The 22,675-nt window shown below is 59.0% G+C and carries 24 protein-coding genes, 1 tRNA gene and 1 pseudogene; 5 read left to right on the forward strand and 21 right to left on the reverse strand.

The window, feature by feature from the left end:
- Positions 1-53: 53 nt before the first annotated feature.
- Positions 54-389, reverse strand: coding sequence for a DUF3276 family protein (locus tag H8B15_RS18080; protein ID WP_185280640.1), 336 nt, complete (start codon positions 387-389; stop codon positions 54-56).
- Positions 390-624: 235 nt separating this feature from the next.
- Here H8B15_RS18080 and H8B15_RS18085 point away from each other — a divergent pair, with 235 nt between their 5' ends.
- A complete protein-coding gene (locus H8B15_RS18085) occupies positions 625-1,542 on the forward strand; it encodes a DUF58 domain-containing protein (protein WP_187321079.1) in 918 nt (305 codons plus the stop codon).
- A gap of 183 nt (positions 1,543-1,725) precedes the next feature.
- On the opposite strand, the gene H8B15_RS18090 is transcribed toward H8B15_RS18085, so the two are convergent.
- The 4 genes from H8B15_RS18090 to H8B15_RS18105 all read right to left on the reverse strand — a co-directional run bounded on the left by H8B15_RS18090 (position 1,726) and on the right by H8B15_RS18105 (position 5,493).
- Complete coding sequence (locus H8B15_RS18090) at positions 1,726-2,352, reverse strand: DNA-3-methyladenine glycosylase family protein (RefSeq protein ID WP_187321055.1); 627 nt, start codon at positions 2,350-2,352, stop codon at positions 1,726-1,728.
- Entirely contained in the window at positions 2,339-2,995 is a 657-nt protein-coding gene (locus H8B15_RS18095) for a metallophosphoesterase (protein WP_187321056.1), read from the reverse strand. The genes H8B15_RS18090 and H8B15_RS18095 overlap by 14 nt, the downstream gene beginning before the upstream one ends.
- Before the next feature lie 90 nt (positions 2,996-3,085).
- On the reverse strand, positions 3,086-4,366 hold the full coding sequence (locus H8B15_RS18100) for a cation:proton antiporter (protein WP_343069178.1): 1,281 nt from the start codon (positions 4,364-4,366) through the stop codon (positions 3,086-3,088).
- A gap of 80 nt (positions 4,367-4,446) precedes the next feature.
- Positions 4,447-5,493: a threonine aldolase family protein gene (locus H8B15_RS18105; RefSeq protein WP_187321057.1), complete on the reverse strand. Its 1,047-nt coding sequence runs from the start codon at positions 5,491-5,493 to the stop codon at positions 4,447-4,449.
- An 86-nt stretch (positions 5,494-5,579) separates the two neighbouring features.
- Here H8B15_RS18105 and H8B15_RS18110 point away from each other — a divergent pair, with 86 nt between their 5' ends.
- The gene (locus H8B15_RS18110; protein ID WP_187321083.1) at positions 5,580-5,882 is read left to right on the forward strand and encodes a hypothetical protein; all 303 of its coding nucleotides are present in this window, start codon (positions 5,580-5,582) and stop codon (positions 5,880-5,882) included.
- A 266-nt stretch (positions 5,883-6,148) separates the two neighbouring features.
- On the opposite strand, the gene H8B15_RS18115 is transcribed toward H8B15_RS18110, so the two are convergent.
- On the reverse strand, positions 6,149-6,655 hold the full coding sequence (locus H8B15_RS18115) for a YfcE family phosphodiesterase (protein ID WP_187321058.1): 507 nt from the start codon (positions 6,653-6,655) through the stop codon (positions 6,149-6,151).
- A 226-nt stretch (positions 6,656-6,881) separates the two neighbouring features.
- Between H8B15_RS18115 and H8B15_RS18120 the strand changes: the two genes are divergently transcribed.
- Positions 6,882-7,568: an NUDIX hydrolase gene (locus H8B15_RS18120; protein WP_187321059.1), complete on the forward strand. Its 687-nt coding sequence runs from the start codon at positions 6,882-6,884 to the stop codon at positions 7,566-7,568.
- Between the two features lie 160 nt (positions 7,569-7,728).
- Here H8B15_RS18120 and coaD read toward each other — a convergent pair whose 3' ends face one another.
- From coaD to H8B15_RS18135, 3 genes are all read right to left on the reverse strand, one after another.
- The gene (coaD, locus tag H8B15_RS18125) at positions 7,729-8,193 is read right to left on the reverse strand and encodes a pantetheine-phosphate adenylyltransferase (protein WP_187321060.1); all 465 of its coding nucleotides are present in this window, start codon (positions 8,191-8,193) and stop codon (positions 7,729-7,731) included.
- Positions 8,194-8,342: 149 nt separating this feature from the next.
- Positions 8,343-9,227, reverse strand: coding sequence for a DUF3822 family protein (locus H8B15_RS18130; RefSeq protein WP_187321061.1), 885 nt, complete (start codon positions 9,225-9,227; stop codon positions 8,343-8,345).
- An 82-nt stretch (positions 9,228-9,309) separates the two neighbouring features.
- Positions 9,310-9,816 (reverse strand): NUDIX domain-containing protein, encoded by a 507-nt coding sequence (locus H8B15_RS18135; RefSeq protein ID WP_187321062.1) that lies wholly within the window; start codon positions 9,814-9,816, stop codon positions 9,310-9,312.
- A gap of 85 nt (positions 9,817-9,901) precedes the next feature.
- Here H8B15_RS18135 and H8B15_RS18140 point away from each other — a divergent pair, with 85 nt between their 5' ends.
- Positions 9,902-10,330 (forward strand): PaaI family thioesterase, encoded by a 429-nt coding sequence (locus tag H8B15_RS18140; RefSeq protein ID WP_187321063.1) that lies wholly within the window; start codon positions 9,902-9,904, stop codon positions 10,328-10,330.
- 27 nt (positions 10,331-10,357) lie between these two features.
- On the opposite strand, the gene H8B15_RS18145 is transcribed toward H8B15_RS18140, so the two are convergent.
- On the reverse strand, positions 10,358-11,308 hold the full coding sequence (locus tag H8B15_RS18145) for an MBL fold metallo-hydrolase (protein ID WP_187321064.1): 951 nt from the start codon (positions 11,306-11,308) through the stop codon (positions 10,358-10,360).
- A gap of 80 nt (positions 11,309-11,388) precedes the next feature.
- On the opposite strand from H8B15_RS18145, the gene H8B15_RS18150 reads away from it, so the two are divergent.
- Positions 11,389-12,009, forward strand: coding sequence for a DUF4202 domain-containing protein (locus tag H8B15_RS18150; protein WP_343069179.1), 621 nt, complete (start codon positions 11,389-11,391; stop codon positions 12,007-12,009).
- 59 nt (positions 12,010-12,068) lie between these two features.
- On the opposite strand, the gene H8B15_RS18155 is transcribed toward H8B15_RS18150, so the two are convergent.
- From H8B15_RS18155 to H8B15_RS18205, 11 genes and pseudogenes are all read right to left on the reverse strand, one after another.
- Entirely contained in the window at positions 12,069-12,683 is a 615-nt protein-coding gene (locus H8B15_RS18155; protein WP_187321065.1) for a hypothetical protein, read from the reverse strand.
- A gap of 8 nt (positions 12,684-12,691) precedes the next feature.
- The gene (locus tag H8B15_RS18160; protein WP_216859199.1) at positions 12,692-14,053 is read right to left on the reverse strand and encodes a M20/M25/M40 family metallo-hydrolase; all 1,362 of its coding nucleotides are present in this window, start codon (positions 14,051-14,053) and stop codon (positions 12,692-12,694) included.
- Positions 14,054-14,381: 328 nt separating this feature from the next.
- Positions 14,382-15,641: a beta-ketoacyl synthase N-terminal-like domain-containing protein gene (locus tag H8B15_RS18165; protein WP_187321066.1), complete on the reverse strand. Its 1,260-nt coding sequence runs from the start codon at positions 15,639-15,641 to the stop codon at positions 14,382-14,384.
- Entirely contained in the window at positions 15,634-16,956 is a 1,323-nt protein-coding gene (gene bioA, locus H8B15_RS18170) for an adenosylmethionine--8-amino-7-oxononanoate transaminase (protein ID WP_187321067.1), read from the reverse strand. Before bioA ends, H8B15_RS18165 begins: the two co-directional genes overlap by 8 nt.
- 157 nt (positions 16,957-17,113) lie before the next feature.
- A complete protein-coding gene (bioD, locus tag H8B15_RS18175) occupies positions 17,114-17,737 on the reverse strand; it encodes a dethiobiotin synthase (RefSeq protein WP_187321068.1) in 624 nt (207 codons plus the stop codon).
- A 49-nt stretch (positions 17,738-17,786) separates the two neighbouring features.
- Positions 17,787-18,437: a hypothetical protein gene (locus H8B15_RS18180; protein WP_187321069.1), complete on the reverse strand. Its 651-nt coding sequence runs from the start codon at positions 18,435-18,437 to the stop codon at positions 17,787-17,789.
- A 12-nt stretch (positions 18,438-18,449) separates the two neighbouring features.
- A pseudogene (locus tag H8B15_RS21425) lies at positions 18,450-19,600 on the reverse strand (PDDEXK nuclease domain-containing protein).
- Positions 19,597-20,730, reverse strand: a complete 1,134-nt coding sequence (locus tag H8B15_RS18190; protein WP_187321070.1) for an aminotransferase class I/II-fold pyridoxal phosphate-dependent enzyme — start codon at positions 20,728-20,730, stop codon at positions 19,597-19,599. The pseudogene H8B15_RS21425 and the gene H8B15_RS18190 overlap by 4 nt, the downstream one beginning before the upstream one ends.
- Before the next feature lie 158 nt (positions 20,731-20,888).
- Positions 20,889-21,893 carry a biotin synthase BioB gene (gene bioB / locus H8B15_RS18195; RefSeq protein WP_187321071.1) on the reverse strand — a complete coding sequence of 335 codons (1,005 nt, stop codon included), beginning with the start codon at positions 21,891-21,893 and terminating at the stop codon, positions 20,889-20,891.
- A gap of 106 nt (positions 21,894-21,999) precedes the next feature.
- Positions 22,000-22,425: an inner membrane protein YiaA gene (yiaA, locus tag H8B15_RS18200; protein WP_187321072.1), complete on the reverse strand. Its 426-nt coding sequence runs from the start codon at positions 22,423-22,425 to the stop codon at positions 22,000-22,002.
- Positions 22,426-22,601: 176 nt separating this feature from the next.
- A tRNA-Lys gene (locus H8B15_RS18205) sits at positions 22,602-22,674 on the reverse strand.
- Position 22,675: the final 1 nt, after the last annotated feature.

The raw sequence follows: 22,675 nt of genomic DNA on the forward strand, positions 1-22,675 counted from the left end.
ATAAATCGAGTAGCAAAAAGGGATAGTACGATCTGTTTCGCTAGGCCGATTGGTTAGTAGGTGTCGGTGCTGTTATTGTACGAATCGTTGTCGTAGGCGGGACGGGGGCGGTCCAGCTCGGCTACTTCTTCAGGCGAAAGCAGTTCTTCGCGTACATAATCAACGGCGTCTTGCAGCGCATCTACAAACTTGGCAAAATCTTCTTTATAAAGGAAGATTTTGTGTTTTTCGTAGGAAAAGGTGTCATCATCCCGGAGACGACGCTTGCTTTCCGTAATAGTAAGGTAGTAGTCCTGGCCGCGGGTAGCCTTCACGTCGAAGAAGTACGTGCGCTTGCCGGCTTTAATGCGTTGGGAGTAAATTTCTTCTTGATCGTGACGGTCTTCCACAGAATCTTCAGTAAGAGTGAATTATTCCAAAATGAACTTTTTGTAGGCTCAAAGTAAATCAGATACAGTGAATATAAAAATACGAAGGCAGGCTTTTTTTGCCGGAAAATGTACCATTTTGAGAAAATAGCGAAGCATGACCAGTTGGGGTTACCAGCCACCGACACTGTTTCCCGTATTTTTACCGTTAGCACAGATTCGGCTGCCATTGGGCACCGCTCATTTTTTAGCTCATATACTTATGGCGCTCGATTTAGCCGCAGTTCGTTCCTTCGAAAATCTGGAGTTTCTGGCCCGACAGCTGGTCGAAGGATTCATCACAGGCTTGCACCAGTCGCCCTACCACGGGTTTTCGGTGGAGTTTTCGGAGCACCGTCTCTACAATCCCGGCGAGAGCACCCGCCACATCGACTGGAAGGTGCTGGCCCGCACCGATAAGCTGTTTGTGAAGCGCTATGAGGAAGAAACCAACCTGCGCTGCCACCTGCTGCTCGACGTGTCGCCGTCGATGTATTACCCCGAGCCTACCCACGACAAGTTGCGCTTCAGCATTCTGTGCGCCGCGGCCCTCATCACGCTCCTGCAAAAGCAGCGCGACGCCGTAGGCCTCGTCACCTTCGCCGAGCAGATTGAGCTGCAAACGCCGGTGCGCTCCACCAGCACGCACCGCCACACGCTGCTGCTCACGCTGCAACAGCTGCTGGAGCGCCCCGCCGCCCCCCGCCGCCCTACCGACGTGGCGGGCGTGATTCACCGCATTGCCCAGCAAATCCCGAAACGCTCGTTGGTGGTACTTTTCTCCGATATGCTGGGCCGCGCACCCGAAGAACAAACAGCGGCGCTGGCGGCCTTGCAGCACCTGCGCCACCAGCAGCACGAGGTGCTGCTGTTCCATGTGATGGACCGCGCCACCGAGTCAGACTTCGATTTTGCCGAGCGGCCCTACCTGTTCGAGGACATCGAAACCGGCGAAACCATCAAGCTGCAACCCGCCCAGGTGCGCGAGCAGTACCGCGCTGCCATGCGCGAATACGAGCAGGAATTGGCTCTACGGTGCGGCCAGTACAAGATTGACTTCGTGCCGGTTGACATCCGCGAGCCGTTTGATAAAGTGCTGCACGCCTACATGGTGAAGCGGGGGAAGGCGAAGTAAATGGTGAAGTGGTGAAGTGGTGAAGTTTTGAATTGTCTGTCATCCTGAGCGCAGCGAAGGACCTTATCACGCGTGAACGACGAGCGTACCAACGACTCGTTCTGCGTGCATAAGGTCCTTCGCTGCGCTCAGGATGACAGACAATTCAAAACTTCACCACTTCACCACTTCACCACTTCACCATTAGTCCAAACTGCGCCACAGATACTTGCACGCCACGGACCGATACGGGCGCCAGGTTTCGGCTAGTTCGGTCATGCGGCGCAGGAGGGGGCGGCCGGTTTCTTCCAGGCCGTAGTGCTGGCGCATGGCGTTCTGGATGCCCAGGTCGCCTTCCGAAAACACGTCGGGCTGGTCGAGGGCGAACATCTGAATCATCTGAGCAGTCCAGCGGCCTACCCCCTTTATCTGAGTGAGGTGCTGGGTGAAGTCTTCCTCGGAAAGCTGGCTGAGGTGGGCGTGGTCGAGCTGGTCGCGGAGGGCAAACTCGGCAATGGCGCGCAGGTAGCTGGCTTTCTGGTAGGAGAGGCCAGCAGCGCGCAGCTCCTCGTCCGACATACCCCACAACACCGAGGGCTCGGGGTAGCCGTCGGGTAGGAACAGGCCCTCTACCTTGCGCCAGATGGCCGCGGCGGCCTTAGTAGAAATCTGCTGACTGACGATAGCACGCAGCAGCGCCAGGTAGATGTCCTCGTGGGCGCTGGGCTGCACCGGCGGCACCCGCGCAATGATGCGCGCCAGCACCGGATCGGCGGCCGAGAGGTAAGCGCGGGCTTCGGCGTAAGGCTGGGCGTCGTCAGGCAATGTCATCGGCGTGGGTAGGGATGGTGATGGTGTCGAGCAGGTCGCCGGTGGGGGAGAGGCGGATGGCCGTGAGGCCCCGGCCAGCGTAGGCGCCCGTGTCGAGGTAAAAGACGTTGGCAGCTTCATCGAAAACGGGCGTGCCATCGGGGGTAGGCGTATGGCCCACCACTTGTCGCCGCCCGATATTACGCAGCGGGCCACGGCGCCACAGAATCCCGTCGGGGTTGCTTTCATCAAACGGCTGTGTCGTATCGGCCAAGCCGGCGTGGCTGATGAACAGGTGGTCGTTTTCCCAATGCAGGGGCAGCTGGCTCAGCCACGCAGCGTGGTGGCGCAGCGTAGCGGGCGCGTGCAGCTGATACTGAAACAAGGTGCCGCGCCCGCCCCATTGCAGCCAGGGCGGGTAGGGGCCATCGGGGCCGCAGTGCTGCCAGAGGCTGGCTTCGTGGTTGCCTTTCAGGAAGAAAGCAGTGTTGGGGTGGCGTTGGCGCAGGCTGATGGCTGAGGCAACGGTGGCGGGCGTGAAATTGCCGCGGTCCACTAAATCGCCTACCTGAATCAGGAGTTCTTTGGCTGGCTGCCAGTGCCGGAGCAGTTGCTGCCAGGTATAGTAGCACCCGTGCACATCCCCGACCACAAATAAATTCATAGAACTAGAGTTTCTGTTGCCTGCTCTCAGACAGGCAGTATGCATCAGCAGGTGTGTTGCCTGCAACCTTTCGGTTAGGTCATAACAAAATTAGTGCTGCAAAGGCTCCGCCTCACTTGGCGCTATACTTAGGCCCAGACGCTTGACGAGTGGCCCGATGCTCAGGCCCTGCACAATGATGGAAAAGACCACTACAACGTACGTAACGGCCACCAGCAGCTCCCGGGCTTCGCCGTTGGGCAGCGACAGGGCCAGGGCCACGGAAATACCGCCCCGCAGGCCGCCCCAGGTCAGCACTTTCACGGCGTGCTGCGGGAAAGACCGGCGCAGGTTGAGCAGGCGCAGCGGGAGGGCAACGGCCACCAGTCGGGCTACCAGCACAATGCCAATGGTGCACAGGCCTACCAACAGATACACCGTCTCGAAGTGGAGCACCAGAATCTCAAAGCCAATAAGCACAAACAGGATAGCATTGAGAATCTCGTCGAGCATTTCCCAGAACTTGTCGACGTACTCCCGCGTGGTATCCGACATGCCCAACTGTCGCCCTTGCTGCCCGATAATAAGGCCGGCCACTACGATAGCCAGCGGCCCCGATGTATGTAGCGCGGTAGCCAGGGCCGTGCCACCTGTTACTAGGGCAATGGTGATGAGTACTTCCACCTGGTAGTTGTCGATGGTGCGGAGCATCAGGTAGCCCAGGTAGCCCAGAGCCGCGCCCAGCATCACTCCGCCCACGGCTTCCTGCAAAAACAACGTGCCGATGCTGTGCCCTTCGGGGGCTGCCTCGCCGGTGGTAGTAGCAAACTGGGCCAGGCTCACGAACACGACTACTGCTACCCCATCGTTAAACAACGACTCGCCCACAATACTGATTTCCAATTGTTTGGGAATGCGGGCCTCTTTTAGAATGCCCAGCACGGCAATGGGGTCGGTGGGGGAAATGAGAGAGCCAAACAGCAGGCACCACATAAAGGGTAGGGATAAGCCAAACTGGGGCAGCAGCCAATAGAGCATCGAACCAACCAATACCGTGGAGATAAGCATGCCAATGGTGGCCAGCGTGAAGACCGGTACACGCTGCTGGCCCAGCTTCTGCGCATCAACGTGAATAGCGCCGGCAAATAGCAGGAAGCTGAGCATTACCTGCATCAGAATGGTTTGAAAGTCAATCTGCTTGATTGCATCGATGATGCTGGAAACATCGACTATTTCAAAACGCCCTAGCAGCACCAAGCCAACGGACGATACCAGCGCCAACACCATAAGACCAATGGTAGAAGGCAGCCGCAAAAACCGGTGGTTGACATACCCAAACAAGGCGGCGACTACCAGCAGCAGCGCCAGAACGTTGTATAAGTTCAAATACATGAAAAGTGGACTATACGGGTGAAGCGCAACCCAACTGACCAAGGGTAGGGGCTGACGCAGGTAGACTTGCTACGAAAAAACTAGCCGGGCAGGCTAACGGCAACGCCAGTTAGCGCCTCCGCTACCCGCTGCACCATGGCATCATCTACGTCCAGATGCGTGACGAAACGAATCATCTGTGGGCCAAACGAGGAGGCCCGGATGCCCTGCTGTTCCAGGTGCTGGAGAAAGGTGTCGGCAGGCATCTCGGGCGTCAGCTTGAAGATAACCAGGTTGGTATCGGGAGGCAGCACAAACTCTACATAGGGTTGCGCGGCCAGCGCTTCGCCCAGCTGGCGGGCCCGGCGGTGGTCGTCGGCCAGGCGGTCTACATGGTGCTCCAGAGCGTAGAGGCCCGCGGCGGCCAGAAAGCCGGCCTGGCGCATGCCGCCGCCCATAGCCTTGCGGATGCGGCGGCATTTATGGATAAACGCCTTACTACCCAGCAGTACCGAGCCTACCGGTGTGCCTAATCCTTTGGATAAGCATACTGAAATCGAATCGAAGTATTTCCCGTAGTCCTCGGCGCGCTGGCCAGTAGCGACAAGCGCGTTGAAAATACGGGCGCCGTCGAGGTGCAGGGCCAAGTTGTGGCGCCGGGCCACGTCGGCAATGGCCGCAATTTCATCCAATGTATAGCAGCTGCCGCCGCCGCGGTTGTGGCTGTTTTCCAGGCAAATCAGGCGCGTGTCGGGGTAGTGCACGTTGTCGAGAGGACGGATGGCAGCTTCTATCTGCGCGGCCGTGAGGCGGCCCCGGTCGCCGGGCAGCAGCGCCACCGAGGCGCCGGAATGGAACGCAATGCCGCCTACCTCCCATAGGTACACGTGGGCCGTTTGCTCGCAAATCACTTCCGACAGCGGCTCGGTGTGGGCTTTGATGGCAATCTGGTTGGTCATGGTGCCGGACGGGCAAAACAGGCCAGCTTCCAGCCCGAAGCGGGCGGCGGCTTGCTCTTCCAGCGCCCGCACGGTGGGGTCTTCACCGTACACGTCGTCGCCCACCTGGGCCTGAAACATGGCTTCCAGCATGGCGGGGGTAGGGCGGGTAACGGTATCGGAGCGGAGGTCGACGGTTGGCAAGGACATAAAGAAGAGGGCTAAAGGTTTTCGAAGTCAAAAATAAGACTTACTTTTGCCCCTCATTCAAAAAATGACATTCAACCGACCCGGATATGACTGCTACCCGTCTCAAGCGGAAACACCGCAAGAACATTGCCCGCGCTAACAACAAGCAGCGCGTGATCAAGCAACTGCTCGCTACCCCCGTTCTGAAGAACGTGGATACGGAGGAGCTGAAAGCCCGTTTCAACGGTGGCACGGCCCCTGCCGCTACCTCGGAAACGACGACTTCGCCCAACATCGCTAAAGTAAACCAAACCGGCACCGAAGGCTTCGACGAGGCTGAGGCTGTGGTAAAAGAGGTGAACAGCGACGGCCAGGAAGGCGAGAAGCCCAAGCCCGAAATCGCGCTGTAAGTAAGTCGCCACCGGCGTCGGTTGGCTTTTGCTTTATAGAATTGAAAACGCCTTTCTACTTCGGTAGAAAGGCGTTTTTGCGTTGAGAGGGGAGTCAGGGTATGGGAGTAGGAGGGTAGGAAGTATTGTCATCCTGAGCTTGCGAAGGACCTTATCACGTGAGAACGACTGGCGTAACAACGACTTATTCTGCGGGCATAAGGTCCTTCGCAAGCTCAGGATGACAATACTTCCTACCCCCTATACCCTCACACTCCCATACCCTCCTATCCCCTCTCCGTACGCGGCCCCAGCTCAATGGCTTGCAGCTGCTCTACCTTGCCCTGGTTGACTTGAAAGCGCAGCATGGTGCGCACCGTATGAAAACCGTGGCGGCCAGCCGCGCCGGGGTTCAGATGCAACAAATGATTGCGCTTGTCGGGCATTACTTTTAAAATATGCGAGTGCCCGCTAATAAACAAGCCGGGGCGGAACTCCGCAATGAGCGGCTTGGCCGCTGGGGTGTAGCGGCCGGGGTAGCCACCAATGTGGGTCATGAGCACGCGCAGGCCTTCGATTTCAAAGGCCTGTACCAGCGGTTCGGTGGCGCGCACGTCCTGGCCGTCGATGTTGCCGTAGACGCCGCGTAGGGGCGCTATGGCCTCCAGGGTGTCGGCCACGGCCACGTTGCCAAAGTCGCCGGCGTGCCAGATTTCGTCGCAGGTGCTGAGGTGGTGCAGGATACGCTCGTCGAGGTAGCCGTGGGTGTCGGAAAGCAAGCCAATAGATTTCACGGGGTAGGAAGAAGGGTAGGAAGGGCTAACCCGCGCCAGTGGCGGCGGGTTTTGGAAAGCTGGCGGCCAGTGCGGCCTTACCAGAACGCGGTGCAAAGTAACTACCTCGGCTGTTCCCCGTATCTTGCCCCACACAGCTATTTCCGTTTGCCGATAATTATGCTGTGTTTTGCAACAGACTTCGGCCTGTTTTTGCTTTCTTGCCCTCCCAGAAGACTACTTCGCGATGAACGTTTTCATCAATGATATCCCGCTGATTATTAAGAAGAACAGCGAGAAAATATACAAGCACCGCTACGACCTGATTCTGAATCCGGAAGACGAATTTTCGTCCAAAGATTTGGTGGGCGACGTGCTGGTGCGCGACGTAACCGACGTGTTCATCGACCGGTTGCTGCGTATGATGGAGGTGAAAAAGCTGAAAAAGCTAACCTCTCTCACGCTGCTGGCCCGCAAGAAAAAACGGCTGATTTTGCATCTAAAAGACCAGTTCCGCATCGTGAAAGCCGCCGGCGGCCTCGTGACGAAGGATGGCATGGTGCTGATGATTTCGCGCTTCAATAAGTGGGATTTGCCTAAGGGCAAGCTCAAGAAAGAAGAAGACCCCGGTATTGGGGCCCTGCGCGAGGTAGAGGAAGAGTGCAACATCAAGGTAGGACTAGGCGAAAAGCTGCCCAGCACCTGGCACTCCTACGCCTACAACGGCAATAAAATCCTCAAGAAAACCAACTGGTACACCATGCAGTGCCTCGACGACTCGCTGATGAAGCCCCAGGCTGAGGAGTACATTGAGGAAGTGCGCTGGATGACGCCCCAGGAGGCCCTGAGCGTACTCGACGACTCCTACGCGTCTATCGCGCTGGTGGTGCGCCACTACCTCAGCGAAACCGCCGGGGAAACGGTTAAGAATTAAAAATTAGGGGTTAAAATTGAAAAAGCGGCTGTCATCCTGAGTGCAGCGAAGGACCTTATGCCAGTTGAACGACAAGTGTAACAACGACTCGTTCAGCCGTGATAAGATCCTTCGCTGCGCTCAGGATGACAGCCGCTTTTTCAATTTTAACCCCTAATTTTTAACTGACTGTCGGTAGCGTAAACGGCACGAAATCGTCCACATTACCGCCGAAGCGGTGAATTTCGCGGATGATGGTGCTGCTGATGGCGGCCAGGGCGGGCGAGGTAATCAGGAAAACGGTTTCCAGCTCCGGGTTGACGTGGCGGTTGGCCTGGGCAATGGTGTTTTCGTACTCAAAATCGGTGGTGTTGCGCAGGCCGCGCAGCAGGTAGCGGGCGCCCACCTCGCGGGCAAAGTCGGCGGTGAGGCCTTTGTAGGCCTGCACCCGCACGCGCGGCTCATCCCGAAACACCTCGGCAATCATTTCCAGCATTTGCTCCACGGGCAGGTAGCGGGTTTTGCTGCTGTTGTTTCCTAGGGCAATAATTACTTCATCAAATAGCTGCGTGCCCCGCCGCACCACATCGAGGTGGCCATTCGTGAACGGGTCGAAGGAACCAGGAAACAGCGCAATACGAGCCATACGGTGAGTGGTGAGATGGTGAGTGGTGAGATGGTGAGTGGTGAAATGGTGAACTAGTGAGATGGTGAGTTTGACGTTCTAAAGGCCTACTGGTGCTAATAGCGCAAATAGCACGTCATACTCACTATTTCACCATCTCACTAGTTCACCTATTCGCACAAGTGCAGCGCGTACAGGTCGAAATAGCGGTACTCGGTGAGGTCGTTGAGGCGGTAGCTGTAGCGCAGATCGAAGGGCCGGTTGCCGAAGCGCAGGTGACGAATGTATTTGCGCAGGACCGAAAATAGCTCCGAGTCGTGCAGCAGGTCGCCCCACACAATCACGGGGTCCTGGTCGGGGTTGAGCTGCAACTCCTGCATCACCAGGATGGTGTAGTAAATCAGGTCTTCGGGGGTAGTAAATGCGAAGACGTTGCACAGCTCAGGGCGCTTGCTGCGCATCACCAGCACCGTTAGCTCTTGGTGGCCAATGTTGAGGTAGACGCGGCGCGGCGCGGCGGCCTCGCTTTGGTGCAGCACACCTTCGAGCAGGGCGCTGGTCTGGTGCAGCAGCCGGCCGGTAGGGTAGGCCTGCCGAAACCAGTCGGCCAGCGGGCGGTCGGCGGCAAATACGCTCACGATATCCAGGCCGGTGTGGCGGTAGGCGCAGGCCGTTTCGGTGGGGGCGCAGGCGTGGTGGAGTTGCAAATAGGTGGCCTCATCGCCGGGGGCAAACAGAGGAGCGGGCAGCAGCGTGAAGGCGCGGTTGTGCACGGCCAGGCGCACTTTGTTCCAGCCCGCGAGCGACAGCAAATCGTGCTGGGCAGCCAGCGCTGGTAGCTGCGCCGCGGCGGGTAGGCCCGGCTGGGTGGCGTAGTCTTCCAGGGCTACAAACTTGTTGCGCTGTACATCGGCAATGCCTATGCGCACGCCGGCCGGCCCCACCGTGAGGTAGAGGTTATAGGCGCCTAAGCGGCTGGCGTCCAGCGTTTCGTCGCGCAGATGGGCCAGAACGGTAGGGGCAGCAGAAGCGGTAGGGACAAGCGTAGCAGACACAAGCAGAAGTGGGTTGAGCCGCTAAAGGTAGCACTTATCGGGCGGCCGTGCCAGGCTTGTGCGCTACCAGGCGGCGCGCAGCTTAGGGGGCAAACCGCAACTGCGGGATGAAAATATCATCGGGGCTGATGATCTGGCGCAGCACCGGGTGCACCTGCTGCATGGGCAGGGCAATGAGCTGGCGGGGCGTTAGAAAGGCCAATTCCGTCAGGATTTGGGCGTCGGCGGCATGCTCGGGGTCGGTGCCGAGTTGGGGTAGGGCGGTGGGGTCGGCGGCCGTCACCTCAAAAAACATTTCCAGGGCTTGCAGCGTGTCGGTTTTGAACTCGTGCAGGTGTAGAAAGCGGCCCACATTCACAGCCAAGCCGGTTTCCTCCCGAAACTCCCGCCGCAAACACTCGTGCAGACTTTCCCCAAACTGCCACCCACCACCCGGCGGCGACCAAAACGGGGCACCATCTGGCAGCAGGCCCCGGTGGGCCGCCAACAGCAGCGCACCTTCGTGAATAAGCAAACCACAGGGCCGAACGCGCACCTGGTGAGCATAGGCAGCAAGGAGGGAAGAGTCTGGAGTAGGCGTATCAGGCATCGAAAATAAGTAGGCGAAGGGTAGCCTATACGGCAGTAGGCCAAAAAGGTGCGGCCCATGGGGTAGGGGCTGCTACCTTTGCCCTATGCCCGACCTCCCTACCCCCGCTCCCGAAGAGACGCTCGAAACCCGTATCCGCCGCAAGCTGGTGCGCCAGAACTTCATGCACCTCATTGGCGCCGACCTCACCCGCATCGAGCCCGGCAGGGTAGAGGCCGAGCTGTTGTTAGAAGAAAAGCACCAGCAGCACCGCGGCTTCGCGCACGGCGGCCTGGTAGCCACCATGGCCGATCTGGCAGCCGGGTTTGCGGCCGTCACGCTGGTGCCGGAAGGCACGGGCGTCGTTACGGCCGAAATCAAGGTGTCCTACCTGCATCCGGGGGTAGGGGCAAAGATGCGCGCCGTGGGCTGGGTGCTGAAAGCCGGCCGGCGCCTGCATTTCTGCGAGGCCGAGGTGTGGTGCGATGACAAGCTGGTAGCCAAAGCTACAGCCACCATGGCCGTGGTGGAGTAAGGCAAGCTGACAACGGCCTTACGTACGCTACAACTCAAAGGACAGACCCTGCTCCGGAAAAATGAATCGGAGGCGCAACGTATTTGCGGCTTCGAGTTGCTGCCTGATTTGGGTGATGTTGTCGACTGTAGGTTTGCTGTGCGTTACAATCACGGGCAGATTGCGCACGGCATCGGGTCCCGCCAGCCGGGCCAGCGCCGAGAGCTCCTGCTGCAGCCAGCGGGGCGTAAGGTGACCGAACAACAGCGCGTCGGGCTGGGCATTGGGGTAGGATACTTCCATGAAAATGCCCCGCAGCGTACCGGCCCGCACCAGCGGCGCCACCGCCTGCCACAGTTCGGCCAGGCGCGTGCTGCGCTCCACCGCATCGGGGCCGGTGTCGCCTAGGTACAGCAGGTAGCTGGAGCCGTGGCGGAGCAAAAAAGCCGCGCTTTCGTAGCCGGTGCCGTGGCTGAGCGGAAACGTGCGCACCAGCAGCGCCGTGCCCGCCACGGCGGTTTCGGGCGTGCCAGGTAGCAGAGGTTGATAGTGATATTTGCCTAACGTGGGCGCCGTGCCGGCGTCGCCGAAGTTGGGCCAGCTCTGCCAGTTGAAGTAGTGCTGCCGAATGATATCGAGGCAGCTGGGTAGGCCGTACACGGTTTTGGTGGTGTCGTCGGGTGCGTTCAGCAGCAAGCCGGCCACATGGTCGAGGTGGGCGTGGGAGAGCAGATAGGCCCGAATGCGGCGCCGAATGATGTTATCGGCCGAGCCGATGAGGGTACGCTGCGCAATAGCCCGCTGCACGCCTGTGCGCACAGTGCCGGCATCCAGGCAAGCATAGTCGGCCGAACCAGTTGGCGCCACCAGGTAGGCCGAGAGGTTGCTCTCATCCAACCCGCCGCGCACACCCAGCGGTACCACCCGGAAAGCCGGTTGCTGGGCCGTTGCTGGATAGCTCAGCAAAAAGATCAAAAGGCAGACAACGAGCTTGTGCATGTACTCCTAAATAAAGCAACAGGAATAGGTAGGGAAGCCAAAGGTAGGAGGGGCGAAAGAACAAGGCTCTATCTTTACCCGTGCTACCCGACCTATTTGCCCGCATGATTCTCCACCAAGCCCGTTTCGACGAAGCCATCCGCCTGTTCGACGCTGCCAACGCCGAAGACCCCAACCAGGAAATCGTAGACGGCCAGCCCTACCCCAAGGAGCTGGTCTACGGGCAGCGCATGAGCGCCTGCCTGCACGCGGTGGCTCCCAACGCCTCGGAGGCGGTGCAGCTGGCCGCCCGCTGCCAGCACATCCGCCGCTGGACCATTCCGCGTCAGGATTTTCCCATGGACCGCGCCGGCTACCACCACTGGCGCAACACGCTCAAGAAATTTCACGCCCAAGTGGCCGGCGACATCCTGACGCAGGTAGACTACGACGCCGATACCATCCAGCGGGTGCAGGCGCTCCTGCAAAAGCAACAGCTGCACCTCGACCCCGAAGTACAGCTGCTGGAAGATGTGATATGCCTGGTGTTTTTGCAGTATTATTTCCTCGACTTCGCCGCCCGGCACCCCGAAGAAAAGGTCATCGACATCGTGCAGAAAACCTGGCGCAAAATGACGACCGAAGGCCATCGGCTGGCTTTGCAGCTTCCGTTGTCACCCGAGGCACAGGCGTTGATTGGCAAAGCGCTGGCTGGGCAATAAGGAGAAAGTCTCGCATTATGTTGCTGTAGCAAGCAAACCACACTTTCCTAGCGAACTAGTTAATCAGCGAATACTGGCCAAATCATATCAATCAGCCAACGCCTACCGTGTCGAGACAAGCCGAAGGCCAGGCCTGTGCGGGGCGTCTGCGCGTAACTGGGTTGCGGCAATACTACACGCGCCGAGTCGGCGGTTTGGTACTGTAGGAGCGGCGTAACACGTAGTAGTTCCGTTAGTTCTTCCGAATCCTGGGAGAAGATAACCGGGTCGTAGTCGAAGCCCGCGGGAGGCCCGTCGTATTGCGGGTGCAGCCGCAGCGTGTCGGCCCACTGCTGGTATTCTGCCCGGCGTGCGGCGGTGTAAGCCGCCGACACGTAACCGCTGCTGCGCAACGTGGCTAAGTAAGTGTCTACTGCTTTATAATCAACAGTATACACATCGGTGCTGTCTTCGGAATAAGCCGCTGGTACCAAAGGCAGCTGGTTCAGATCATCAACCCGTAGCGCATACCAGCGCAAAAACTGTCGTACTGTCGCTACCGGCGCGGCTGCTGTGTCGACGGCAACACGCGTAGTAGCAGGCGGTTCCGCTCCCGAAGCAGTAGTTTCTTCGGAAGCGGAATGCGTGCAGGCACAGCCAAGGAGCAGAAAAAGCGAGCAGTAGCAACGACGCATACTGCTTCCTACCGCACCGGCTTCGGAATCACCGGCAGGCTCTCGTGGCCCTGGGCATCCACGGAGGCCACCCCGAAAATGTAGTTGTCCTTGCTCTGCGTGAGGTCGGCTTTGGTGTCCGTTACAAATACTTTTTGCTCCCACTTGGGCGAGGTGGTTTCGCGGATGAGCACGTAGTAGCCGGCCGGTTTGGGGCCGGCCGTGGGGGCATCCCACTTCAGTTGGGTGCGGTTGGTGAGCTGGGCCGTGAGCACGCCCACGTTTTGCGGCGAAGCCGGGGCCATGGCCAGGCTTGCCAGGGTAGCCAGGTTTACGCCGGTGTTTTTGCGCAGGTAGGCGAAGTCCATGAACTTGGCGTGGTCGCCGTACTCGGTGCCGTTTTCGGTACGCAAGTCCTGGTGCTGGTGGCGGAAATCCTCGTTCATCTCCGTGAAGCGCACCGCCGTGAAGCCCTGCTGGTTGAAGGGCGTGTGGTCGCCGCCGCGCAGGAATCGGTCGGGGCGGTAGACCACTACCACGTCGAGGCCGTCCACGTACTCCGCGGCGGCCTGCTGGGCGTAGCGGGCCAGCTCGCGGGAGGGCGAGTCGTTTTCAGACGACAGCGTGCGGCGCAACCTACCCTCGGCCTCGGTTTCGGTGGCAGGCACGCCTTCGCTAAACACGCGCAGGTGCTTGGCATCATCCACCGAAGGGTCGTTGCCGTGCGAGTTGCCCACGATGTCGTTGTTGAGCATGGCCACTAGGTTCCAACCCTCTTTTTTGGCCCGCTGAGCCAGGTGCGTCGAGCCGTAAAGGCCCTGCTCCTCGCCCTGCACCGCCACGAAGATGATGGTGGCGGGATACTGCTGCTGACTCATCACGCGGGCCAGCTCCATCACGGCCACCGTGCCGGAACCGTCGTCGTTGGCACCGGGCGCGTCGGCGGTGGCATTCATCACGTCTGATACCCGTGAGTCGATGTGCCCGCTCACGATGAAGATGCGCTTGTCGTTGGGGTCGGTGCCGGGGAGGGTAGCCATCACGTTGGCCATCACCACCGGCCGGTCGATGCGGCGGCCGTCGGGTTTGATGGTGAAGGTGTCTTGGGTGACTACCAGGCGGTTGCCGCTGGCCTTGCTGTACTTCTTGAACTCGTCTTCCACCCAGTTGCGCGCCGCCCCAATGCCGCGCTTCTTGCTCTTGGTGTCGCTCAGCGTGTGGCGCGTACCGAAGCTCACGAGTTTGTCAATGTCGTCTTTCAACCGCTTCTCCGAAATCTCATTCACCATCTTTTTGATGGTCGGGTCAGGTGTTGTCGATGGTTTGGTTTGCGCGAGTAGGGGTAGCGCGGGGAGGAGGAAAGCAGCAAGTAGGGTAGAGCGAAGCGTCATGTGAAGTAGGTTTGGTGTTGATCAGTTGCCAATTTTAGTGGTCAGTCAAAATTGAACGTCATTTCGACCAGCGGGAGAAATCTCGCGTGCTGACGGGCGGTAGTAAAGCTACGCGTCAGGAAATTACTACTACGCGAGATTTCTCCCGCTGGTCCTCGCAGACAACAACTGGTCGGACGCCGTAGGCGTCCGACCAGTTGTTGTCTGCGAATGTCCGCGCCGCTTACACAAGACGTATGCAATAGCAACAAGAAGCCCGTTCAACCTCAGCAACGACGACCGGTCGGACGCCTACGGCGTCGGACCGGCAGGCGTCCGCCAATCGGATTTACACCAAAGACACCAACGCGCTGGCTGCGTTGCCGCCAAAGCCGGCGGCATTCACCAAAATACGTCGGATCGGCCGCTCCGGCGCCGTGGCCAGGTAGGTAAGAAACGGCGCCACCGGCCACTGCTGCGTCTCCAGCACCTGCAAAGCAAAATCCAGGCTGAGCGCCGCCGAGGCGCCCAACGTGTGGCCCACCAGCCACTTATTGGAGAGTAGCTGTGGCTGGTTTTCGCCAAAAACCGCCCGTACGGCCGCCAGTTCGGCGGCGTCGCCAGCGGGGGTGCCGGGGCTGTGCAGCACTAGGGCGTCTACCTCGGCCGGCTCCCTACCCGCCTGCTGCAAGGCCTGCCGGATGGCAGTCTGAAAATGCTGTCCATCAGCCGAAATGCCCGTTTTGCTACCAATGGCTTCAAAGCCGAATCCCACGCTTTCCAGCCGAAACAATGGCCGGTCGGACGCAGCAGCGACTTCGGCGGCGGTAGCAGCGGCTACTTTCTCCAGCGCAAATACGGCAGCGCCTTCGCCCAGCGTGAAGGTAGAAGGCCGCCCGGCGCCCGGCCGGCAGGGCCACTCGGAAGCCGCAAACGGTGAGTAAATACCGATGGCCTGCATCTGCGCCAGCGTGAAATCAGTGAGCGGCGCCTCGGCCCCGCCAGCTAGGTAGCGCTCTGCCATGCCCGCCCGCAGCCAGGCCACCGCATTGCCCAGCGCCTGAAACGCGCTGCTGCACGTGCTGGAATGGCTCAGTATGGCCCCATCGGTACTACCCGCATCGAAGGCTACCCAGCTCGCCACGTTGCCCAGCGTTGTGAGTGGCGACGCGGCGGCTGGCACACTGCCCGCCCGCAAAAACTCCTCGTGGTAGTGCTCCAGGTGGTGCGTGGCCCCGCGGCTGCTGCCTATGCTGACGGACAGGGAGCGGTGAGTAGTGAGTAGTGAGTGGTGAGTGGGGTTTAGGTGGTCACGCTTGCCTGGCTCTGCTTCCGTTGACGTAGTGCGCCATCCCGCTGCCGCGGCGGCTTGGCGGGCGGCCAGCAGGGCCAGCAGCACGGTGCGGTCGAGCTGACGATAGGCGGGGTGGGCATGGCGCAACTCCGCCACGGCGGCTTCGGTGGCGGGGGGTAGGGCGGCTACGGGCAGGCCGTTGGGGTGTGCGGAAAAAGGCGAATCCGAAGCAGACGGAAACGCCTGCTCGCCCAATGCCGATACCCGGCCCCGGCCCCGGATAAGGATGTATTCGTCGGCGCGAGCGTTAGTCATGCAGGTACTCGGGCAGGGTAGGGGCGGGGGTGAAGTTCAGCACCAACTCGCGCATCTGGCGCAGCACCTGGTAGAGCAGTTCCAACTCGGCGTCGGTGGTGCAGTAGGGCGGCAGCAAGTACACCACGTTGCCCAAGGGCCGCAGAATCACGTGGTTATCGAGGGCCAATTGATAGAATGCGTCGCGGAGGCGGCTGAAGTAGCTGGTGCCCTCGCCGGGGTTGTATTCTACGGCCAGCACCGTGCCCACGTGGCGCACCGCCCGGATGCCGGGTTGGCCGTCCAGCTCCTGCTTGAACGCGGCATGGGCGGCGGCAATGCGCTGGCGCTGCTGGGTGCAGACCTCAGCGCGAGTCAGCTCCAGGCTAGCCAGGGCGGCGGCGCAAGCTACCGGGTTGGCGGTATAGGAGTGGCCGTGAAACAATGCCTTCATCTTGTCGTCGCTCAGAAACGCCTCGTAGAGCGGCGCGGCGCAGGTGGTTAGGCCCATGGCCAGGGTGCCGCCCGTGAGGCCTTTCGAGAAACACATGATATCAGGCTGCTCTTGTAGCTGGCTGCTGGCAAATAGCGGCCCGGTGCGGCCGAAGCCGGTCATTACCTCATCGGCAATGCACAGTACGCCGTGCTGGTGGCAGCGGCGCACCATTTCATTCAGTACCTCGGCTGAGTACGCCACCATGCCCGCCGTACCCAGCAGCAGTGGCTCGAAGATGAAGCCCGCTACCTCCGGCTGCTGCAAGGCCGCATCCAGCTGCGCCAGCACCTCCGCCTCGCGGCCCGGCACCGGCACGTCGATAAATTCCACCTCAAACAGCAATGGCCAAAACGGCTCGGTAAACGCCCCCCGGCTGCTCACCGACATCGCCCCGAACGTGTCGCCATGGTAGGAGTCGCGGAAGCAGAGGAAACGCCGCCGCTCGGGCTGGCCCTGGTTATGGAAGTATTGCAGCACCATTTTCAGGGCCACTTCCACGGCCGTTGAGCCGTTGTCGGAGTAGAACACGCGGGCCTGGTTGCCAGGTAGGAGTTCGAGCAGCTGCTCAGCCAGCTCCACGGCGGCGGGGTGGGTGAAGCCGGCAAATAACACGTGCTCCAGGGTACGAAGCTGCGCGCTCACGCGCTCGGCAATGTGGGGGTGGGCGTGGCCGTGCAGGTTCACCCACCACGAGGAGATGCCGTCGAGGTAGCGGGTGCCGTCGTCGGTCACCAGCCAGGCGCCCTCGCCGCTAACGATGGGCACCGGCAGCGGGGCGGTTTGCATTTGAGTGTAGGGGTGCCACAGCACGGCGTGGTCCCGTTCGGCAAGCGTAGACATGCGGCAAAGGTAGCACCCGGCGCCGTAGGGGCGCGTTGCACGCGCCCGTCGTATGGTGCCCGCGCGCCGGTTGGAGGAGAAGATGAGTTCCCCTGATTGCGCAGGACAACCTCGTGAAGCCAGAGCGTACCCTACGACGGGCGCGTGCAACGCGCCCCTACACCTGCGCAAACCACGCCCGAAACTCCGTCGCGTAGCGACGCACTACGGCCGCATCCAGCACCGGCTCGGGCAGCACGCGGGGCATGATGGGCACGCCGGTGTGCTGGGCAATGAAGTCCTCGGTGGCCGGGGTAGGCTCGCCGTTGAACACGAGGCCGCGCACCGGAATCTGGCGCTGCCGCAGCGCCTCCAGCGTCAGCAGGGTGTGGTTGATGCTGCCCAGGTAGTTGCGCGACACCACCACGGCCGCTAGGCCCAGCTGCGCCAGCAAATCCACCATCAGAAACCCCGGCGCCAGCGGCACCAGCAGGCCACCTGCGCCTTCTACTACCAGGTGATTATCGGTGCGGGGTAGGCGGAAGGCGCTGGGCGTAAGCGCAATGCCTTCGGCCGCCGCTGCCGCGTGGGGCGAGGCGGGTAGGGCCAGGCGGTAGGCTTCGGGATGGAAGCGGGAAGCAGGGTTACTGACCAACTGGCGCACGGTGGCAGCGTCGGTAGTGGGCATGAGGCCGGCTTGCACGGGCTTCCAGTAGTCAGCGCGCAGGGCTTCGGTGAGAATAGCGGCTACGACGGTTTTACCTACGTCGGTGCCGATGCCGGTGATGAAGAGGTGTTGCAATGGTTTATAACTCTACATGAGTTGTAAATTATAATAATTTAGTTTGAAACTATTTGTCCACAGTTCCAATCCAAATATTGCCTCTTTTAAAACAATAAACATCTAAAATGTTTCCTTCTGAATCGTTAAACGGAATAGTAATATGAGGCTTTGCTAATATTTTAGCAAACCATCTTCTTGACTCTAAGTAATCTTGACTACTTGCGTAATTTTTTTCTTCTCCTAAATCATTATTGCTATAATAATCATTGTCTAAGCCTAATTTCCATGAAAAGCTGTTCAATATAGAGTATGAATTACTAAGTAAATTTGCAGGTAGCTCTGCCTCATGAGCTTCGTTCAATGAATTTTCATAGAAAATTTTCCTCTCACCTATCGCGCATACAACGCGAGAAAGTTCGAAACGGGGATAATAGAGCCAAATTTTTAAATAATAAGGTTTCTTTAACTTGTCTAATTGCTCTTTCCAATTATAATATATTTTTATCAGCCCGCTAACCATTAAGTTTCTTGTTTCTCTTTTTGGTTGAGGTATTGTACTATTGATGACTGATACGTCACACCAAGGGTGAACAAGAAGGTCGCAATGATCCTCGCCATATTTTTCAAGCAGGCCATACTTCAATAGTAGGTTATTGTTCAACCATACATTTATTGTTCTATGTCGTCTTCTTATTCCTCGTATTTTATGTCTTTTCATTTTGATGCTAAATCAGTAACTATCCAACTTATCCATTTTCTTCTTCACTTCCGCCAGCAGCTGTTGCGCTGTGGGTAAGTAGAGTTGGTATTTGCTGGCCATAATAGTTTGGTTGTTTTCGGGTAGGCTGATTTTTACTACCGCATCATTTTTATCGGCGCAGAGCAGGATGCCGATGGTGGGGTTTTCGTACGTCTGCTTCTCGAAACGGTCGAAATAGTTTACGTACATCTGGAGCTGGCCCAGGTCTTGGTGGGTGAGCTTGTCGGTTTTGATTTCGATTAGCACGAAGCACTGCAACAGCCGATTATAGAATACCAGATCCACGAAGAAGTCGTCGCCATCTAGGTGCAGGCGTTGCTGCCGGGCCACGAAGGAAAGCCGTTGCCCAACTCCAGCATAAACTCTTGCAGGTGCGTGATGAGGGCAGTTTCCAGGTCTTTTTTGTAGTAGGCGGCTTCCCGTTTCAGGCCCAGAAACTCCAGTATCATCGGGTCTTTGATGATGTCGCGGGTCGTAGCGGGCGGCTTTTCTTCGCGGGCTACCTGGAGCACGGCGGCTACATCGTTGCTCAGCAATAGCCGTTCAAACAGATGGCTGTTGACCTGCCGCTCCAACTGCCGCGCCGACCAGTTGTTCTTGGCCGCTTCGGCGCTGTAGAACTCCCGTTTGTCGGAATTGTCAAGTTGGATGAACTTGCGATAATGCGTCCAGGTGAATTGTGAACGCAGCGCGTTCATATTCGGAAAAGCACGATAAAACTGCACATACCAATGCAGCTGTCGACTCGAAAATCCGCTGCCAAACTGCGGTTGCAACGCTTCGGCCAAGCCTTTGATAAGGAACGTGCCGTACGCCGCCCGGTCTTCGCCGTGTTGCTCTTCCTCGAAGATGTATTGGCCAATCTGCCAATACATCCGCACGCGCTCCGCGTCAACCGAGCGGATGGCCCGGTCCCGCGCCTGCGTGATAATGCCGTGAATAGTAGCGAGTAGCGCCGGGCTGAGGTTCATAGAGATAAAGATAGTAAGGTGCAATAATGAAAGAACGTCATTTTGACCAGCAGGAGAAATCTTGCTTGTGAGTAATTCTCTGATGATTGAGATTAGCGGGAGCACGCGAGATTTCTCCCGCCAACCGAAATGACGGGCTGCCGTCATCATTTTCCCAACACCTCCGCCAGCCTGTCAATCTCCGCCTCTTTATTATAAGAATGCACAATCAGCCGCAGGCGCTCGGTGCTGGCGGGAACAGTAGGCGCCACAATGGCGCGCACGTCGAAACCAGCGGCTTGGGCGGTGGCGGCTATGTGCTTCACGGCCTCGGGACCGGAAGAGGTGAGGAAGAACACCGGGTGAATTACGTGGCTGTCGGGCGGCACGTGCAGGCCGGGCACCGCGTTCAAAGTGGTTTTCAGATACTCAGATAACGCAAACAGCCGCCGCCGCTCTGCCTCCAGAGTAGGGAGCAGCTGATAGGCCGCGGCCAAGGTCGCTACCGTGTAGGGAGCCGGGGCAGTGGTGTAGATGAAGGGGCGGCTGAAATTCAGGAGGTAGTCGCGCAGCACGGCTGGGCCGACCACGGCGGCGCCCTGGCTGCCCAGGGCCTTGCCAAACGTGAGGACGCGGGCGAATACGTCGTTTTCCAGGCTCAACTCGGCTACCAGCCCCTCGCCGTGCGGACCGTAGAGGCCGTTGGTGTGCGCTTCGTCTACTACTAGATACAGGTCCCGCTGCCGACACAAATTGGCCAACTCACGTAGGGGAGCCATGTCGCCGTCCATCGAATAAAGCGCCTCCACAGCCACAAACACGGCGCCGGTGGCGCGGGGTAGGCGGCGCTCCAGGTCGGCCACGTCGTTGTGACGGAAGCTGTAGGCCGTGGCAAAACTGCCGCGAATACCGTCCTTCACGGAGGCGTGCGAGGCTTCGTCGTAGAAAATGGTGTCGCCGCGACGGGGCACGGCGGCAAAGAAGCCCAGGTTGGCCGCGTAGCCGGAGTTGAAGAGGAGGGCCGCTTCGGCACGGTGGAACTGCGCTAAGTGCGCTTCCAAATCTTCGGCGGCAGCTGAGTTGCCGGTGAGCAGGCGGGAGCCGGTGCTACCAGCGGCTTCTTGCTGCATGGCCGCTTGCAACGCCTGCCGCAGGGTAGGGGAGCGAGCCAGGCCGAGGTAGTCGTTGGAGCTGAAATCAACGAGGTTTTCGGCAGGTAGGGAAAGGCGGCGGCGGGTGCCTTCGGCTTCGCGCTTGGCCAGGTGCTGGGCGAGGCGTTGGTGGAGGGGAGGGGTTGGCATAGTAGACTACAAAACACCTGTCATCCTGAGCAGCGCGAAGGACCTTCTCATATGTGAACGAGTCGTTGTGACACGTGTCGTTCTGTCGTGAGAAGGTCCTTCGCGCTGCTCAGGATGACAGACAAAGGCTTGCAGACGCAATAGAAGAACCGCCTACCCTAAACGGTTGCAGCTTCCTGCTTTCCTAATACGGTGGCGCCCTGCGGCACGTCCTTAAACGCCTTGCGCGGCTTCAGGCCCAGCAGCTCAAACATCTGCTTGTCGGCGTCGAAGTCAGGGTTGGGGGTCGTGAGGAGTTTCTCGCCGGAGAAGATAGAATTGGCACCGGCCAGGAAGCAAAGCGCCTGCTCCGTCACAGGCATTTCCTGGCGGCCAGCCGAGAGGCGTACGATGGTTTTCGGCATTAGCAGGCGGGCGGTGGCAATCATGCGCAGCATTTCCCACACGCTCACGCGGGGCTGCTCGGCCAGGGGCGTGCCCTCTACCGGCACCAGCGCATTCACCGGCACCGACTCGGGGTGCTGGGGTAGGGTAGCCAGGGTGTGCAGCATGGCCACGCGGTCCTCGTCCGTCTCGCCCAGGCCAATGATGCCGCCCGAGCATACCGAAATACCGGCTTTGCGCACGTGCTCCAGCGTATCGAGGCGGTCGTCGTAGGTGCGGGTAGTGATGATGTCGCCGTAATGCTCACGGCTGGTGTCCAGGTTATGGTTGTAGGCGTAGAGGCCGGCTTCTTTCAGGCGCTCGGCCTGGTACTCGTTCAGCATGCCCAGGGTGCAGCACACTTCCAGACCCAGGTTGTTTACCTCAGTCACCATATTCAGCACCCGGTCGAAGTCGCGGTTGTCGCGCACTTCGCGCCAAGCGGCGCCCATGCAGAAACGGGTAGAGCCGGAGTCTTTGGCGCGCTGGGCCGAAGCCAGCACTTCAGCGTCGGGGAGAAGCTTGTGGGCTTGCACGCCGGTATGGTAGCGGGCGGCCTGGGGGCAGTAGGCGCAGTCTTCGGGGCAGCCGCCGGTTTTCACGCTCAGCAGCGTGCACACCTGCACTTCGCCGGTAGCCTGAAACTCGCGGTGCACGGCGGCGGCCTGGGCTACCAGCTCCAGCACGGGTTGGTGATAAATTGCGTTTACTTCGTCGAGGGTCCAGTCGGTGCGCAGCATAGGGGTTGCCAGTTGTGAGTTGCCAAATAGCAGAATAAAAAACGGTCCGCCGGGGCCGGAGAGGCGCTTGGGCGGACCGCAAGATACAGCAAACAGCGCTTGTGCCCTAGCGGACGGTGAAACCCGTTTCTGCGGTTTGGTCTGCCGAACGGCTGCTCTGCGCGTCGCGCGTGTTCTTCTGCACCGCAATAGCGCCAAACAGCGCCAGCATAAACGACATAGCATAAAAGCCTTTCTCACTCAAGAGCAGGGTAGCATTCCACAGCCCTACCGCCAGTAGCAAAATAGCCGAGAGCGTGGCAAACCAACTCAGGCCGTAGTAGATGCTTGTGACGGGAATTCCCTCTAGCTGGTCGCGCACGCTTTTTTGCAGCGATATGGCCGCAAACAATCCGTAGAGCAATACCGTGAAATAATAGCCTTTCTCGCTGAGCGGCATAGTAGCATTCCACAGCCCTACCATAAAAGCGACCATACCAACCAGGAGCGCTACCCAGGACGCAGCTATAAATGCGTTAGATGGTTTTTGCATATACAGAAAGCTAGCGGGTATAGAAACTAGTAAAATGACTGATTGAGACAGCCAAACATAGCGATAATTGTATAAAATTGATACGCGTGATACACGTTGTAGAGCTGTGCTTGCAACTGAAGCCGCCAGAAAACAAAAAAGCCCCGAATGACAAAGCATTCGGGGCTGAAGTTGTGTGATCCCGCTGGGATTCGAACCCAGGACCCGTACATTAAAAGTGTACTGCTCTACCAGCTGAGCTACAGAATCA

Origin of the sequence: Hymenobacter citatus (genome assembly GCF_014333615.1) — a bacterium.
GTDB lineage: Bacteria > Bacteroidota > Bacteroidia > Cytophagales > Hymenobacteraceae > Hymenobacter > Hymenobacter citatus.